We start from the raw sequence: 17,806 nt of genomic DNA, 5'->3' as shown, positions 1-17,806 counted from the left end.
GTAATCGTTCTTAATTATGAAGAAATTTATTCAATTTCAGTTATCTCTAATGATGTTTTTAGAGTTCTTTATCTGGGGGGGTTGGTTTGTTACTATGGGAATCTATTTACCTAACTCTCTCGATACTAGTGGTGGTGAAATTGCGATGGCCTATTCTACACAATCGTGGGGCGCTATCATTGCTCCTTTCATCATCGGGCTTATTGCTGATCGTTTTTTTAACGCAGAACGTATTTTAGGCGTACTACATCTCATCGGAGCATTGCTAATGTATCAAATGTCTAATGCTACTGATTTTTCGGTATTCTTTCCCTATGTTTTGGGATATATGATTGTATACATGCCAACATTGGCATTGGTAAATTCTGTATCGTTTAACCAAATGACAGATCCAGCGAAACAATTCTCTTTTGTAAGAGTATTTGGAACCGTTGGATGGATTGTTGCTGGTTTAGTCATTAGTTATGTTTTTCATTGGGATTCTCCAGAAGGTGTAGCTAATGGAATGCTGAAAAACACCTTTTTAATGACAGCAATTGCATCCGCAATTCTAGGAGTTTTTAGTTTTACATTACCCAAAACACCTCCAAAGGTTGGAAAAGATCAGAAAGTAACTATTTCTGACATTTTAGGGCTGGAAGCAATCAAACTGCTAAAAGACAGAAACTTTCTCATGTTTTTCTTAGCCTCTATATTAATCTGTATCCCTCTTGCATTCTATTATCAACATGCTGGACAATTCTTAGGTGAAATTGGTGTTAGCAATCCTGCAGGTAAAATGACTATTGGTCAAATATCCGAAGTACTGTTCATGTTACTTTTACCATTTTTCTTTAAACGTTTTGGTTTCAAGAAAACATTAATTGTTGGAATGTTAGCTTGGGGAGTACGATATCTATTATTTGCCTACGGAAATTCGGGCGAACTTGCATTTATGCTCATTGTTGGAATTGCACTACATGGTATTTGCTATGATTTCTTTTTTGTATCTGGACAAATCTATACAGACTCTAAAGCAGGAGAAAAGTTTAAAAGTGCTGCACAAGGTTTAATTACACTAGCGACTTATGGATTAGGAATGCTTATAGGGTTTTATGTGGCTGGAAAAATTACGGATGCCAATGTAATCGCAGATGGAGAACATAACTGGAATAGCATTTGGATATTCCCAGCAATTTTTGCAGCTGCAGTAATGCTACTATTTGCTATCTTCTTCAAAAATGAAAAAATAGAATATAAAGAAAGTTAACTATGACTAAACTTAAAATGGGAATGGTCGGTGGCGGAACAGGATCCTTTATTGGAGATGTGCACCGGAAAGCCGCCAGTATTGATGGAATGGTTGATTTAGTTTGTGGTGCATTTTCTTCTGGTAAAGAAAAAAGTCTTGCTTCTGGGAAAGAACTAGGCATCCCTAATGAACGGGTGTATGGCAGTTTTGAAGAAATGATCCTAGAAGAAGCAAAACTTTCCGAAGAGGAACGAATGGATTTTGTATCTATCGTAACTCCTAATCATATGCATTTTCCTCCTGCTAAAATGGCTCTAGAACAGGGATTTCATGTGATTTGTGATAAGCCACTTTCCTTAACTTTAGAAGAAGCTGTCGAATTAGAAAAAGTAGTCGCTTCTACTGGAAAAATATTTGCACTAACTCATAATTATACAGGATATCCTATGGTAAAACAGGCAAAAGCCATGATCGCCAAAGGAGATTTAGGAACCATTCGAAAAATAAACGCTCACTATCTGCAAGGCTGGCTTTCTACTTCTGTGGAGAAAACTGGTCAGAAACAAGCTGCATGGCGCGTAGATCCAAAGAGATCAGGAATTGGAGGTGCCTTAGGTGATATCGGTACGCATGCTGAAAACCTGATTGAATATATCACAGATATAAAAATTGAAGCACTTGCGGCAGATTTAACCGCTTTTGGCGAAGGTCGTAGTCTAGATGATGATGGCAATATATTAGTTCGTTTCGAGAATGGAGCCAAAGGAATCATCTCTTTTTCTCAAATAGCAACGGGAGAAGAAAATAATCTGGGTGTTAAAATTTATGGTACCAAAGGAAGTGTAGAATGGTATCAAGAGAATCCAAATCAGTTAATTGTTAAATGGTTAGACCAACCCAAACAGATCTATACTCCTGGTGGAAACGGAACGTATCCTGAATCTTCTGACTATGTAAGAATCCCCGCAGGACATCCCGAAGGATATTTAGAAGGGTTTGCTACTATTTATAGAAGTTTTGCCAAAGAAGTCCTCGCGTTTAAAAATGGAAACTCTATTTCAGATCAATTAGATTTTCCAACCGTAGCAGATGGGGTGCGTGGAATGAAATTCATTTATGCTGCCGTAGAAAGTAGTAGTAATAATGCCGCTTGGGTAACATTATGATCCTAGTAAAACTTTTAATTAACCAATCACACACATATACCACCACTAAAAACTTATGACAATGAAGACAATAAAAGGGCCTGCAGTATTTCTTGCACAATTTATGGATGACAAAGCTCCTTTTAACTCACTTGATGGATTATGCAAATGGGCCTCTGATTTAGGATATAAAGGTATTCAAATCCCTACTTGGGAAACCAGATTAATTGATCTGGATACTGCAGCAGAAAGTCAAACATATTGCGATGAACTTAAAGGCAAAATTGCAGATTATGGATTAGAAATCACTGAATTATCCACGCATCTGCAGGGACAATTGGTAGCAGTGCATCCTGCCTATGATTTGATGTTTGATAATTTTGCTCCTGATGATTGCAAAAACAATCCTAAAAAACGAACAGAATGGGCAATAACTCAAGTAAAAAATGCCGCAACCGCAAGTAACCGCTTAGGAATTCGTGCGCATGGCACCTTCTCTGGTTCTCTTTTATGGCATACGATGCATCCTTGGCCACAACGTCCTGCCGGATTGGTAGAAATGGGGTTCGAAGAATTAGCAAAAAGATGGCTACCCATTTTGAATCATTTTGACGAGCAAGGCGTAGATGTTTGTTATGAAATTCATCCAGGAGAAGATTTACATGATGGTGTTACTTTTGAACGTTTCCTAGAAGCTACGGGTAACCACAAACGAGTAAACATACTGTATGACCCGAGTCATTTTGTGTTACAACAACTCGATTATATCGAATATATTGATCATTATCATGAATTTATCAAAGCTTTTCATGTGAAGGATTCTGAATTTAATCCCACTGGAAAAAAAGGTGCGTTTGGTGGGTATAGTGATTGGATAGATCGTGCAGGAAGATATCGTTCTCCAGGAGATGGACAAATAGATTTTAAAACCATTTTCTCTAAGCTTACCCAATACGGATGTGATGTTTGGGCGGTAATGGAATGGGAATGTTGTATTAAATCTCCAGAACAAGGTGCCCGAGAAGGTGCTCCGTTTATCCAAAGTCATATTATTGAAGCCACACAAAAGGCATTTGATGATTTTGCTGGTGCTGATATTGACAAAGAACAACTTAAAAAAATATTAGGATTATAATATAAAAAACTTAAAATGAAGAACCTTATTTATTTTCTTATCATCAGCGGTATGTTATATGCTTGTGATACGAAACAAAAAGAGACCACCACTATTGCTGAGGAAAGCGAGGTTGAGAAAGAAGAGATTGAAGAAACTCCTACTCCCACAAAAGAAATTACAGACCCTAAAGAAACTGAAGTTTGGGATCCAGAACCAAAAGCCATTTCCTTCGACTCCATGAATGTTCCATCTGATGCTATTGTACTTTTTAATGGAACAGATTTAGAACAATGGATTGCTACTAAAGATTCAACACAGGCAGGTTGGACCATCAATCCTGACAAAACCATGACGGTAAAACCAGGTACAGGAGATATACAAACTAAAAGAAATTTTGGTAGCGTTCAATTACACTTAGAATGGAAAGCGCCAGATGTCTTGGTAGGTGATGGACAAGGAAGAGGAAATAGCGGTGTATTTTTTCAGAATAGATATGAAGTACAGATTTTAGATAGTTATCAAAATCGTACGTATGCTAATGGACAAGCTACTGCTATATATAAACAGCACATTCCTCTAGCAAATGCTACGAAACCAAATGATCAGTGGCAGACTTATGATATCATATTCCACCAACCTGAATTTGAAAATGGTAAAAAGAAAACATCAGGATCTTTTACCGTAATTCATAATGGTGTATTGGTACAAGATCATGTAGAGATTTTAGGAACTACAGAATATATCGGCCCACCAAAGAATATTCCCCATGGAAAAGGTCCTATAAAATTACAAGATCATAGCAATCCAGTACATTATCGCAATATATGGATAAGAGAATTAAAGTAGTGTGAGTCCCAATATCATTAAGTTAAGGAATTTCGATGTCAATCTGAGCCTGTCGAAGATCAATAAAGCTGTGATTTTCAATTACACTTCGACAAGCTCAGTGTGACAAACAGCAGAATTACAAGCTTAACTTAATGATATTGGTGTGAATCCTACGTAACAAAAGTATAAAACACTAATTTTTAAATATTTACAGTTTTTGTTTTGAAAAACATCCTCTCCTTTTGAAGGAGAGGAGCTAAAAATCCCTCTTTCGAAGAGGGATTTAGGGAGATGTATTAAATTAAAAACACTGTAAAAGATGCTTTATCCTGAATTTATATAAAATTGCTACTGAGTATTTATAAATGCTTGAATCTCTTCATCTGTAAAAACAGGATTCGCTCCTTCGCTACCTGCTACCATAGCACCAATAGCGCATGCATAATCTATGGCTGTTTGTGGATCGGCTTGTTGGATTAGCTTCGAAATTAAGGTGCCTAAAAAGGAATCCCCCGCTCCTACCGTATCTATTACTTTTACTTTGTATCCAGAATTATTGTAAAAACTATTATTATAAAATAAGGTAGCGCCTTTTCCCCCTTTGGTAATACAAATTTGGGAAGTTTCTGTATGTTTTGCTACAGCTTTTACTTGATTTTCAATCGTATTTCCCTGTATGTTGAAATAGGTACAGATTTCATCCAATTCTTCATCATTGAGTTTTATAAAATCAGCCTTTTGCATCAGTTCTAAAAGTAAAGCTGCATCATAATGTGGCGGGCGAAGATTAACATCCAATATTTTAAACTTGGCAAGGGCTAACAGCTCCAACAAAGTTTTTCTAGAAACATCGTTTCTAGCCGCCAAACTCCCATAAATAAATGCATCAGAAGTGGCTACTTCCTTTTTGAGAGCTTCAGAATTCTCAATAAAGTCCCATGCCACCGGTCTGCTAATCTCGTAAGAAGCAGTACCTTCTTGATCTAAGTGTACTAAAACTTCTCCTGTTTTATGTACTTGATCCTTCTGAACCGTATTGGTTGAAAGTCCTTTTTCTAAAATATAAGAAGTAATATGATCTCCTAATTCGTCATCACCGACTCTGGTAATAATAGTGGTATCAATTCCCATAGTTTTTAAGCGTAATGCCACATTCAATGGTGCGCCTCCTATTTTTTTATGAGAAGGAAATATATCCCAAAGTACTTCTCCGAAACAGCTTATTTGCATAAAAATAATTTAAGTACTAAATATATTCTTTTGTCTTTATAAAAAGAAATACCAGTGCTTGAAGTTTTGGGTGAAAACATAAAAAAACCTTGAAATAATAGTATCAAGGTTTTTGGTTTTATAGTGTATAAAAATTCTCTAATAAATCAATTCTAGTATCATAAAATTCAGTTTTTTCTTCTACATTTTTTATTTATAAAGACCATAATAACCCTTTTATATTGTCCAGAAATAAGAATCTGCCGGGTAAAAAACGAATTTATCTCCTTCTTTTTTTACAAATATTAGTTCTTGGTCATGCCTTCCTTTTAATAAGAAACGACCAGTTTTTTCACTCAAAGCTCCAAAATGTTTATAAAACACTGAGAAAGGGATAATTTCCATAGAATTTACTGATTCTACAGAATATTTATCATAATTTATGACTCTAAAACCATGTTCATATTTATTTTCTTTAGAAATTGGTTTTATTATATAAGTACCTAAACAGCCATTAGGGTGAGGAACATATTTAAGTAAATCTTCCTCTGAATCAACACTGATAAATAGAATTTTATTATCAAAATTATAATTCTGAGCATATGTAACTAAATAGAAAGTTGAAAAAATTAATAAAAGTTTAGTCTTCATATTTTCTAATTTTATGTGAAAATAATTGTTTCTCGTGCTATTCAATTAATAATTCTTCGGTAATATATGTAGTACTAGCGCCCTGAACAAAGTTGTCTTTAACTGTAATTTCTAAAGGATAGTATTTTTCTAAGATTTCTGGTGATTTAATAACAGGGTGATATTTACATGAAATTTTCTCGGTGACATAAAGCTCTTGTATAATAGTATCATTAAACAATTTTACATATTTGTCCAATATTTTTTTATTTGTAAAAAAAAGTTTCGACATAGGATTTTTCAAAAAATCAGATTTTTTAGTAATGATGACTTTATAGCAATCATAGCCAAATATGTTTTTTCTATATTTAGGAAACTCTTTTATCTCAATAATATCTTCTTTATCTTCTATAGGTACTGATAATAAAACAGAAGGGTCTTTTACTAATGTAAAGTCCTTTTTTAAAAAGGCTTCTGACTTTCCTGTATTTCTATTTATTACCATAACCCTATTGTTATTTAATGATAACGAATTATAAGATTCAGATTCTATGGTAGTATCTCGAAACGTAAATTTATATGTAAACTGTACCCCTTTACTAAGACGGGGATCGAAATTAGCATTAATTGAGGGTACTATACGTTGTATCATCATATTATTAATTTCCAAAGAATCGACAGTCTCTCCAGATTCTTTTTTCATATCAATCATCCATTCTTTCATAACAGTAGTCAACTTCGGTATTTTTTCTTTTAATGAAGTTTCTACTTTTTGATCATCATGGATTACTTTTTCTGCTTTAAGAATAAAAGTCCCACTACGGGGAATTATTTTTTGAGCAGATAGAATATTCGCAATAAAAAGGTAAGAAATAGTGTGCTAAATAATTTCATTTTTTCTAAGTGAAAACCAGGCAATAATCATGATTATTACCTGGTTTATATTTTATATACTAATTATACATTTGGTTCAATAATCTGTTTTACGAGATATCCAACAGGGAATTCTTCTTTATTAACTATGGCCACCCAATAATAGATGGAGTCGTAATAAAGAAAATGCTCTTTTGATAAAAACGGATAGATAAATTCTTTAAATAAAAAATGCATTTCATTATCATCTTTTTTTTCTAGAATAGCTTCATTCATTGATGAAATTACCAGCTCGATAAAATTAATATCAATCCCTAGATCGAAATTTGCTTTATTATCATTATAATATTGAATAAATTCTTTTACACGATTAGCGTCATCATTTATTATACCCCAATCATCTCCTGTAGTGTGCTTAAAACTTAATTCTTTACTAATTTTTGATATATCTGTTTTATTCATATTCTCATATTATTTTTTGTTCTAAGGTACATATGTTCCTAGAGTTTCTAAAGCCTGTATAGATGAATTTATTGGATATGCAGATCTTACACCTGATCCACTAGGCACCAATCTTATATGAGTCGGATTTAAAATTGCTCCATCTCCATTACGAAATACTCTACCAATATTTTGAATACTCGAAGGGATTGGGATATCTATGGCACCATTTGATAATTGGTCTAAATGACGCGCAATAAACTTTTCAGCTTCAATCTCATTGAGCCATTGACCTTGTGGTGTTTTACTATTTTTAGCAGCGGCTTTTAAAACAGGTGTATTATGCAGTCCGTGCTTGCTAAAAGTATGTCCAATACGCTTACCAACCATATCTCCTACAGGTCTAAAAAAGGAGTCTTTTAATCGATTTAGAAATGGTCTTAGAGAAGCTAATGTTACTTTCTCTCCGCCATTAATAGCCAGAAATGCTCCACCACCTTTACTAGGTGATATAATTGCTACCAAATCTGCCATATAAATGCCCAGTTCTAATAAGTCTCCTGCTATGCCAGTTTCATGTAATACAACAATATCACCATTTTTCACTCTCATTTTAAATAACTCTCCCAGAGTTTCATAACTAACATCATTAGGCACTTCAATTCCTTCTTTTTCTAAAATAGCCTTTATCCATGCACCTTCTAATTCATCTGGCCAAACAAGTTCTGTTCCAGCCTGTAAAAGACTGAATGTAGCATCTGAAGCATCTTTAATTATGGTAATTCCATAAGAAAAAATCTCATCTACATTACCATCATTACTATCCCAATGATCAGGACAACATGCTACTGTAAAACCAATTTGAGAAGGAGAAGTATTCAAATTAAGATAATTTTGAACATTCATAACGGTGTTATTGTTCATAGCTTGAAGTATATCATTTGCAAGATTTTTTTCTGTTTGATTACCCATACTAATGATGTTTAGATATTCATTGGAGAAATTTATTGATTCATCAGAATAATTATCTCGATCTTTTAGAGAAAATAATCTCCTAGCATCAGATGTTGAAATCTTTTGTTGGCTCTCTCTATTCATTATCCTGACAGCTAAAACACTTGTATATTCAGCACTTGGTCCTCCAGTATTATTCCAAAAATCTATTAAATCTGCAATCAGATAAGCTCTTTCTTGTGTTTGATCACCATTATTCCAATAGGTACGAACTGCATCTTGACTTGAACAATCACCCTGTAAATAATCAATTCTTGCAATACCTAAAATATTCTCTAGCATTCGTCCATTAGGAAAACCTCCTCCCAAAAATTGATCATCATCAATACCAATTACTCCACCACCACCACAAGTAGAAGCTTTTGAATTCAATGATTTGTCTTGTGTACATTCGGTTATAGAAATAGTAACACTACCACTACAAAAAATGGGTTGTCCGTTTGATCCCCAACCTTTTCTTCTTGGAGCATGTTCATCACATCTATTGTTATCACAACAAAAAACGTGATAACTATTTACACATGTAATATCGGGAGCACCATCTCCTTGATCACCATCTCCTTGATCACCATTCCCGGTATCTCCATCGCCCGTGTTTCCAGGACCACTTCCATTAGAACCATCTCCTGTTCCACCACCAGATCCATTATCGCCATTTTCTCCATCCAATGGGTCAGATATATCACCATCATTAGAGTCACCGTTTCCAACATCTGGATCCACATCTTTTATTTCGCATGGGGTAAGCTGATCACTACAGTTATTTATTACCTTGCTTGAATTATTAAATTCAAAATCAGCTAAAAGATATTTTTTTATGACTCCTTCGAAATCTTTTAGTTCTTTCCTACCATTACTATAGTCCAAAGCAAATTCTGTAGACATCTGATATTCATAAACAAACGCTTCACTTGGTTCATTATCTGTTGGCTTTTGGTGAATTACCAAGTTGAAAAAGGTATTTAACGGTGCTTTTTCTGGCTTTATTCTTAAAGTATAGTTGACATAATTATTAGAGTCTGTAATCTCCATAATGTTTTCCAATTCTACAGTTCCGAATACAGTTTCTAAAACCGATTTTGAAGAAGAATTTTTTGACTTTGTACCTGTTACTTTTTTGGACACGAAATTATCAAGTACAGCAATTTGTTCAATATTTACACGTCGTAGCTTCGCTCCTTTATATTCAATTTCTTCCTGTGTTTCATCTTCATAAGTTGTCTCTTTGATAAATTCATCATCTTTTTGACATGATGTTACATTAATAGCAATTAAGATTGCTGTGAGAATAAAGACAAACTGCTTTATATAATTTTTCATTTTTTTTAGCGTAAATTCCATAAGTTTTCTTACTAATTTGTTAACTCGGCAAAAGTAAATTCTTGAGAAATAAAAGCCTTACGGAAAAACGTAATCTCACCGATTATTTTCAGCTTTGTGTGATTCTATTTTATACAAAAACAACCCTCAGTGGTTAACTACTCCTCTGAGGGTCTAGGCTGAAGCGAAAAAATTAAACTAACTCAACTTACACTCAATTAACAGCTTCAGCTTCTCTTATATATCTCATATTTCTTTATCTAAATTGGATTCCAGATTGTGCTGGAATGACAAAATACTATTGTATTCATACTGAATTTAATTTCTCTTTAATCTTATCAATACACGGATTATTAATGCTTCCTATATGTGTGTGTTTTGTGTTCTTTTCAGGCTTATAATTTCCTTTTTCGATATCCTGCCCGATTTTTACATAGGCATCTCTAAAAGACATTCCTTCCATTACCAACGCATTCAATGTATCTACACTAAACAAATAATCATATTTAGTATCTTCTAAAATGCTTTCATTTACTTTCACATTCTTTAGCGCGTAAATTGCCATTTCTAGAGATGCTTTTAAATCCTGAATTGCAGGTACGATTCCTTCTTTCAATAATTGTAAATCTCTATGATATCCACTTGGTAGATTATTCATAAGCAGACTCAACTCATATGGTAAGGCCTGAATCTTATTACATTTCCCTCTAATGAGTTCAAATACATCCGGATTCTTTTTATGTGGCATAATACTAGAGCCTGTTGTAAATTCCGAAGGAATACTCATAAAATCAAAATTCTGGCTCATGTACAAGCAAACATCCATTGCTAATTTAGATAAGGTACCTGCCACGCTACTCATGGCAAAAGCAGTAGATTTTTCGGATTTCCCTCTACTCATCTGAGCAGCAACTACATTGTATTTCAATGTCTCAAAATCCAACTCTTTTGTAGTGAATTCTCTGTCTATCGGAAATGAACTTCCATATCCAGCAGCACTTCCTAATGGATTTTGATCTACTACTTTTAAAGCCGCATTTACAAAATAAAGGTCGTCCACAAAGCTCTCTGCGTAAGCAGAAAACCATAATCCAAATGAGGATGGCATGGCAATCTGAAGATGCGTATATCCAGGTAGCAACACCTCTTCATACTGCTTTGCAGACTTTAATAAATTTTCAGATAATTCTTTTACCTGATCTTTTATCTGTTGTAATTCATCTTTTAGATATAAATGCATTGCCACTAACACCTGATCATTTCTAGATCTGGCAGTATGGATTCGTTTACCAGCATCTCCAATTTTTTGAGTAAGCTCGAACTCTATTTTAGAATGTACATCTTCAAACTGATCTTCAATTACAAACGTCCCCTTCTCAATTTGTCCCGCTAATACATCGAGTTCTTTTTCGATGGCATCGATATCTTCATTTGAGAGCAACTGAATTTTATGTAACATTTTAGCGTGTGCTAACGTTGCTTTCACATCATATTTAGCAATTACCAAATCCAATTGCCTATCGTTTCCAACAGTAAACATGTCTATCTTTTGATCAGTTGGTAATCCTTTATCCCAAAGTTTCATTTCGTTTTAGTTATAGTTCTGAGTAGTTAGTTATTAGCCTTTCTACTTTTATATTTTACCTTTTTAGATTATGCCTTCTAATATCTTGATATATAAGGCGACTCCTTCTTTGATTTCTTTTACATAGATAAACTCATCTGCAGAATGTGATCTGGTAGAATCACCTGGTCCTAACTTTAAGGATGGACAACTCAATACCGATTGATCTGAAAGCGTTGGAGATCCATAAGTGGTTCTTCCCAATGAGATTCCAGATGTAACAATTGGATGGTTTTTTGGTATAGATGACGACCCTAAATGCAGTGATCTTGGTTTTACCTCAACATGCTGCGGCAAAGAGTTTTTAACTAATTCTAAGACTTCTTCATTTTTATACTTATCATTTACTCTGATATCTACAACCAAATTACAATGAGATGGCACCACATTATGTTGATTACCCGCGTTAATCTGAGTCACAGTCATTTTTACATCTCCCAATGTTTCTGAACTGTTTTCGAATTTATAATCCTTAAACCATTCAATTACCTTAAGTGTATTATATATTGCATTATCATCATTAGGATGTGCAGCATGACTGGCACTCCCTTTTACCGAAACATCTAATACTAACAACCCTTTTTCGGCAATTGCTAGTTGCATCAATGTAGGCTCTCCCACAATAGCAAACTCTACATTTTTTAGATATTTCAGAATACTTTTTAATCCTAACGGACCACTACTTTCCTCTTCTGCCGTGGCTGCTATTACAAAATTGTAATTCAGATCTTGTTTGTTATAAAAATACGTAAAGGTTGCTATGAGAGATACCAAGCATCCACCAGCATCGTTACTTCCTAAGCCATATAACTTTCCATCTTCTACAAAAGCCATAAATGGATCATTGGTATAATTACCGTTAGGTTTTACCGTATCATGATGAGAATTCAAAAGAATTGTAGGTTTTGCTTCATCAAAATTCTTATTATATGCCCAAATGTTATTGTTCTCTCTTTCAAAAGGTATTTCATATTCATGGAACCAATTTTCTATCAATAAAGCTGTTCCTTCTTCTTCTGAAGAAAAAGATTGAGTTTCTATTAACTGATGCAACAGATCTATTGCTTTTTCAGTTAATTCAGGAATACTTAAAGCCGAATTATTCATAGTAGTATGGTTGTCTATCACAGTTGTATTTATGGTATTATCTTCTTTCTCCATGATAATTTATCTCTATTTATTAGTACAGATTTTAAAAATTTATCGTCTTATTTTATAAGCTCAAAGTCGTATGCTTTATTGAGTTATCTTTTATAAAATCTGCATTAGCTATATGCACTTTATTTACGTTTTTATGCAATGCATCGAAACAGTTTTTTAATTTGGGCAACATACCATCTGCAATAACATCTTGATCTCTTAATTCAGAATATTTTTCTAAATCAATATGCTCTATTACAGAATCTTTATCCTCTATATTTTCGAGAACTCCTTTTAGTTCAAAACAATAAAACAACGCTACTTCGTAATCTGTACTCATCGCTGAAGCAATTTCGGATGCAATAGTATCTGCATTGGTATTAAACAACTGACCATTGGTATCATGTGTTACCGCACAAAACACAGGTGTTATTCCTAAATCTATAAATCCCTTTAACGTATCCTTATTTACCGTTGTAACATCACCCACATATCCATAATCTATAAACTGCACTGGTCTTTTATTCGCTACGATCACATTTGCATCAGCACCCGTAAGCCCCAAAGCATTGCAATTATATTTTTGAAGACCTGAAACAATAGTTTTATTTAAAAGACCTGCATACGTCATTACCACGATATCCAAATTCTCTGCTGATGTGATTCTTCTTCCATCGATCATTTCAGTCTTTATACCTAATTTGGATGCTAATTTTGTAGCAGATTTTCCTCCTCCATGAATCAAAATTTTTGGTCCTTTTACTTTGGAAAAATCTTGCAGAAAAGAATCCAACGCTTCATTATTTTCGATGATGTTACCACCAATCTTAGCAACTAATAATTTATCTTTTATTTTCATAATTATCGTTTATAGCCTACACGCCACCTGGCTCATTCGCTAAAAATGTCCACTGGACATTTTCATTACACTCTGCCCTCACCAATCTTTGCAACTAATAATTTATCTTTTGTTTTCATAATTATCATTTATAGCCTACGCGCCATCTAAAATCACTAATTTAAAAGGCTGCGTAGTCAGTCTGAGCTTGTCGAAGACCATATTAACTACAGTTGTAAAATACACTTCGACAAGCTCAGTGTGACATATAGTTTATTTTCTTCTTACTCAATACCGCTTATACTCTACTTATTTAGCAACTAATAATTTATCTTTTACTTTCATAGCTTAACTCTTTTCTAAAATCTTTTTCATCACCAACTGTGCAGCATAGGTTCGATTATTTGCTTGTTCAATAACCACAGAGTTCTCACTATCAATGACTGCATCATCAACAACTACATTTCTTCTAACTGGTAAACAATGCATAAACTTCGCATTATTGGTAAGGTCCATTTTATCTTTTGTTATTCTCCAATTTTCATCTTGCGAAGAACTTCCGTAATCTTTATAGGAACTCCAGTTTTTCACATAAACAAAATCAGCGTTTTCGAATGCTTTTCCTTGATCGTACTCTATGGGCACCTCATTGGTAATCTGACTGGCTAACTCAAACCCCATTGGATGGGTAATTACAAACTCTGCGTCCATTTTTTGTACCATTTCTGCAAAAGAATTGGCGACAGCCTGCGGTAAGGCTTTCGGATGCGGTGCCCATGAAAGTACAATCTTTGGTTTATGTATTGGCTTATATTCTGTTATTGTAATTGCATCTGTTAACGCTTGTAGTGGATGACCTGTAGCACTTTCCATATTAATAATAGGAACGCTGGCATATTCCATAAAGCTTTTTAAAACTATTTCTTCATAGTCCTCTTCCCTATTTTCTAACTTGGCAAAAGCACGTATTGCTACAATATCACAATATTGAGATACTACTTGTGCTGCTTCTTTAATATGCTCCGAATTACCTTGATCCATGATAGTTCCATCTCCATATTCTAAGGACCATCCTTCTCCACCAAAATTCATTACCATCACATTCATCCCAAGATTTAAAGCGGCTTTCTGCGTACTTAACCTAGTTCTTAAACTAGGATTAAAAAACAATAAACCGATTGTCTTATCTTTTCCTAATTCTTTGTGAGATAAAGGATTTTTCTTTAAATCAATCGCTTCTTCAACCCAAGAAGTAAGAGCATCTATATCGTGTACTGAAAAATAATTATTCATTGTATACAGGTTTAATTATTTTGGTAAAAGGAACAGTATTATTAATCGCATTTACCATAAAATTGTCTTCGAGACCGTTGGCTATCCATGTTTCTATGTCACAGTCCTGAGTGATGCTAGCGGCTTGTACTTTTGATTTCATTCCGCCAGTTCCATGTTTAGATGTTGAAGAAACAATTTCATTATTCAAAAGCTCTAAGTCATCTACTTCATCTATTGTTTTAAAGGTTTTATTTTCTACTGACTCCTTGGTACATATACCATTGGTATTGGTAGCAATAAGTAATAAGTCTGCTTCTAATAAACAAGCAGTTAATGCTGCTAGTTTATCGTTATCTCCAAATTTAATTTCGTCTGTTGCAACCGTATCATTTTCATTGATAATTGGGATGTAGTTATTCGCTATCAAGACATTAATCGTATTTACAATGTTTTTTTTAGACTGTTCTCTTTCAAAATCAGAATACGACAATAAACATTGAGAAGTAAGTAACCCTAAATCTCTAAAGCTTTCTTGAAAAATTCTCATCAAATGAGGCTGTCCAATAGATGCTAAAGCTTGTTTTACTGTAATCTCCTTGCCATTACTCTCTAGATTTACAAATTGCTTTGCTACAGCAATTGCTCCAGAACTTACGATTACAAACTCATAACGATCTTGTAACGCAACTATCTGATTACCTATATCCTCAATTTTGCCTCTAGAAATATGATCCGTTTCTTTGGTAAGAACATTGGAACCTATTTTTAGGACAATTCTCTTTTTATCTGATTTGCCCGTCTCCATGTATATACCATTTATTGGTTACCAAATGTTGCAGTCCAATAGGACCTCTTTGATGTAGTTTATCTGTACTAATTGCCAATTCTCCACCTAAACCTAATTGAAATCCATCTGTAAATCGCGTAGAAGCATTGTGGTATACGGCAGCACAATCTACAGATGCCATAAAGGATTCTGCTTCCTTCTGATTTCTAGTAATTATTGCGGCAGAGTGTCCTCCACTAAATTTATTAATCTTAGAAACTGCTTCGGGAGCGTTTTCTATTTCCCCGATTACTATTTTATAATCTAAAAATTCTTCTTCCCATATATTAGGATTTGAAATTTGAGCTACTTCATCATATTTAGAGAGCGAAGCATCTCCTAGTATTTCAACATTAAAATTCTTTAAGGTGATGATCAGGTTTTTTACAAAATCTTCTTTATTAGGCAGGTTCTTATCGATAAGAACCTTGTCTACAGCATTACAAGCGGAGATTTTGTCTGTTTTACCATTAATAATATTATCTAACGCCAGTGCACGATCTGCTTCTTTATGGACATACACAAAATTGTTTCCTCTTCCACTTACTATTACCGGACAAGTGGCATGCTTCTTTACGAAGGCGATTAGCTTTTCTCCTCCTCTTGGAATAATTAAATCCACATTTTGGGTTGGCTTTTCTAAAAAAGACTGAGTCTCGTTTCTATTGTAATTTAGATACTCTATCCAATCACTTGATATATTGTTATCTTTTAAAGCCTGATGCCATAGCTTAACTATCGCAAGATTAGACTGCAAGGATTCTTTTCCTCCTTTTAGTAAAATTTTATTCCCAGATTTAAAAGCTATTCCTGCCGCCTCCACTGTAACATCTGGTCTAGATTCATAGATAATCAAAACCGTTCCAAATGAAGCCGTTTTATTATATACTTGCATTCCATTATCATGGGTAAATCGAAAACGTTCTACCCCAACAGGATCTTCTTGACTAGCCAATTGTTCTAGAGAAACAATCATTGTATCTATCTTGGAGCCATCCACTTTTAATCGGTCTCTCATTGCTAAATCATCTCCAGAATATGAATTAAGATCACTTTTATTAGCTTCAATAATAGTATCCTTGTGCTCTGCAATTAACGCAGCCATTTTTTTCAGCACAGCATTTCTTTCTGATATATCAAGTACAGTATTCATTCTTATATCTTTTCTGGTACTAAAACCGTTTGTAATGCTTTTATAAATTGATCTATTTCTGTTTTACCGATTGTTAATGGTGGAAGAATTCTTAGTAACTTTTTATTCATAGCACCTCCAGTAAAAATATGCTCATCATAGATTAACTTTTTTCTTAGTTCAGCTACTTCAAAATCAAACTCCACTCCTAACATCAAACCTTTTCCTTTTACTTGTTGAACTCCTGTAATTTCTAAAGCTTTGGTAACAAAATAGTCTCCTGTTAATCTTGCATTATCAATCAACTCTTCAGCTTCTAACACTTCCAAGACTGCTAAAGCTGCTGTACAAGCAAGATGATTGCCTCCAAAAGTAGTTCCGAGCATCCCATAACTTGGTTCGATATGTGGAGCGATCATAATGCCTCCAATCGGGAATCCATTTCCCATACCTTTGGCAATCGAGATAATATCAGGTGTAATTCCATGATATTGATGCGCAAAGAATTTTCCGGTTCTTCCAAATCCTGATTGCACCTCATCCAGAATTAATATGACTTTATTTTCTTTGCATAATTTTTCTAATTCTTTAAAAAAGAATGTGGTTCCTTCATCTAAACCTCCTACACCTTGAATAGGTTCTATAATAACAGCACAAACATCACCTTTGGATAATTCGGTTTTTAGTAAATCCAAATCATTTAAAGGTAGAAAAGTAACATCTTGTTGTTTGTTTAAAGGCGCATTGATCTTTGCATTATCAGTTGCTGCTACCGCTGCTGATGTTCTACCATGAAATCCGTTATGAAATGAAATTATTCTAGACTTCTGTGTATAAAATGAAGCCAACTTTAGAGCATTTTCATTAGCTTCTGCACCAGAATTACATAAAAACAACTGATAGTTATCGTATCCCGATAATTGACCTAATTTATTAGCCAAATCAGTTTGCAAACTATTATGAACAGCATTAGAATAGAAACCAATCTTGTCCAACTGTTCTTTCATCCTTTTTATATAATGAGGATGTCCATGTCCGACTGATATTACTGCATGACCTCCATATAAATCCAAGTACTCCACTCCATTTTTATCCACTACGATACTATCATGAGCTTCTACTGGCTCTACATCATAAAGAGGATATACATCAAATAGTTTCAT

General features: G+C 34.1%; 16 protein-coding genes. 4 read left to right on the top strand and 12 right to left on the bottom strand.

Annotation, left to right across the window (positions count from 1 at the left end):
• Positions 1-16: 16 nt before the first annotated feature.
• The 4 genes from ABD077_RS20440 to ABD077_RS20425 all read left to right on the top strand — a co-directional run bounded on the left by ABD077_RS20440 (position 17) and on the right by ABD077_RS20425 (position 4,339).
• A complete protein-coding gene (locus ABD077_RS20440; protein ID WP_299607463.1) occupies positions 17-1,249 on the top strand; it encodes a nucleoside permease in 1,233 nt (410 codons plus the stop codon).
• A gap of 2 nt (positions 1,250-1,251) precedes the next feature.
• Positions 1,252-2,397, top strand: a complete 1,146-nt coding sequence (locus ABD077_RS20435) for a Gfo/Idh/MocA family protein (RefSeq protein WP_343914082.1) — start codon at positions 1,252-1,254, stop codon at positions 2,395-2,397.
• 61 nt (positions 2,398-2,458) lie between these two features.
• A complete protein-coding gene (locus ABD077_RS20430; protein ID WP_343914081.1) occupies positions 2,459-3,511 on the top strand; it encodes a sugar phosphate isomerase/epimerase family protein in 1,053 nt (350 codons plus the stop codon).
• Positions 3,512-3,526: 15 nt separating this feature from the next.
• Positions 3,527-4,339: a 3-keto-disaccharide hydrolase gene (locus tag ABD077_RS20425; protein WP_343914080.1), complete on the top strand. Its 813-nt coding sequence runs from the start codon at positions 3,527-3,529 to the stop codon at positions 4,337-4,339.
• 330 nt (positions 4,340-4,669) lie between these two features.
• Here ABD077_RS20425 and ABD077_RS20420 read toward each other — a convergent pair whose 3' ends face one another.
• The 12 genes from ABD077_RS20420 to ABD077_RS20365 form a co-directional block, all read right to left on the bottom strand.
• Positions 4,670-5,551 carry a carbohydrate kinase family protein gene (locus ABD077_RS20420; RefSeq protein ID WP_343914079.1) on the bottom strand — a complete coding sequence of 294 codons (882 nt, stop codon included), beginning with the start codon at positions 5,549-5,551 and terminating at the stop codon, positions 4,670-4,672.
• 216 nt (positions 5,552-5,767) lie between these two features.
• Positions 5,768-6,181, bottom strand: a complete 414-nt coding sequence (locus ABD077_RS20415; protein WP_343914078.1) for a hypothetical protein — start codon at positions 6,179-6,181, stop codon at positions 5,768-5,770.
• Between the two features lie 37 nt (positions 6,182-6,218).
• Positions 6,219-6,896 (bottom strand): hypothetical protein, encoded by a 678-nt coding sequence (locus tag ABD077_RS20410; protein WP_343914077.1) that lies wholly within the window; start codon positions 6,894-6,896, stop codon positions 6,219-6,221.
• Positions 6,897-7,117: 221 nt separating this feature from the next.
• Positions 7,118-7,495, bottom strand: coding sequence for a hypothetical protein (locus tag ABD077_RS20405; RefSeq protein ID WP_343914076.1), 378 nt, complete (start codon positions 7,493-7,495; stop codon positions 7,118-7,120).
• Between the two features lie 21 nt (positions 7,496-7,516).
• Complete coding sequence (locus ABD077_RS20400) at positions 7,517-9,808, bottom strand: hypothetical protein (protein ID WP_343914075.1); 2,292 nt, start codon at positions 9,806-9,808, stop codon at positions 7,517-7,519.
• 307 nt (positions 9,809-10,115) lie between these two features.
• Positions 10,116-11,393, bottom strand: a complete 1,278-nt coding sequence (gene argH / locus ABD077_RS20395) for an argininosuccinate lyase (RefSeq protein ID WP_343914074.1) — start codon at positions 11,391-11,393, stop codon at positions 10,116-10,118.
• 63 nt (positions 11,394-11,456) lie between these two features.
• Positions 11,457-12,539: a M20 family metallo-hydrolase gene (locus tag ABD077_RS20390; protein ID WP_343914180.1), complete on the bottom strand. Its 1,083-nt coding sequence runs from the start codon at positions 12,537-12,539 to the stop codon at positions 11,457-11,459.
• A 106-nt stretch (positions 12,540-12,645) separates the two neighbouring features.
• A complete protein-coding gene (gene argB / locus ABD077_RS20385; protein ID WP_343914073.1) occupies positions 12,646-13,431 on the bottom strand; it encodes an acetylglutamate kinase in 786 nt (261 codons plus the stop codon).
• 327 nt (positions 13,432-13,758) lie between these two features.
• Positions 13,759-14,703, bottom strand: coding sequence for an N-acetylornithine carbamoyltransferase (locus ABD077_RS20380; RefSeq protein ID WP_343914072.1), 945 nt, complete (start codon positions 14,701-14,703; stop codon positions 13,759-13,761).
• Complete coding sequence (gene proB / locus ABD077_RS20375) at positions 14,696-15,490, bottom strand: glutamate 5-kinase (RefSeq protein ID WP_343914071.1); 795 nt, start codon at positions 15,488-15,490, stop codon at positions 14,696-14,698. The genes ABD077_RS20380 and proB overlap by 8 nt, the downstream gene beginning before the upstream one ends.
• Positions 15,468-16,664, bottom strand: coding sequence for a glutamate-5-semialdehyde dehydrogenase (locus ABD077_RS20370; protein WP_343914070.1), 1,197 nt, complete (start codon positions 16,662-16,664; stop codon positions 15,468-15,470). Before ABD077_RS20370 ends, proB begins: the two co-directional genes overlap by 23 nt.
• Positions 16,665-16,666: 2 nt before the next feature.
• Entirely contained in the window at positions 16,667-17,806 is a 1,140-nt protein-coding gene (locus tag ABD077_RS20365; protein WP_343914069.1) for an aspartate aminotransferase family protein, read from the bottom strand.

The organism is Aquimarina litoralis, assembly GCF_039523995.1.
In the GTDB taxonomy this organism is placed as follows: domain Bacteria; phylum Bacteroidota; class Bacteroidia; order Flavobacteriales; family Flavobacteriaceae; genus Aquimarina; species Aquimarina litoralis.
This window is presented reverse-complemented; position numbering and strand designations above follow the sequence as displayed.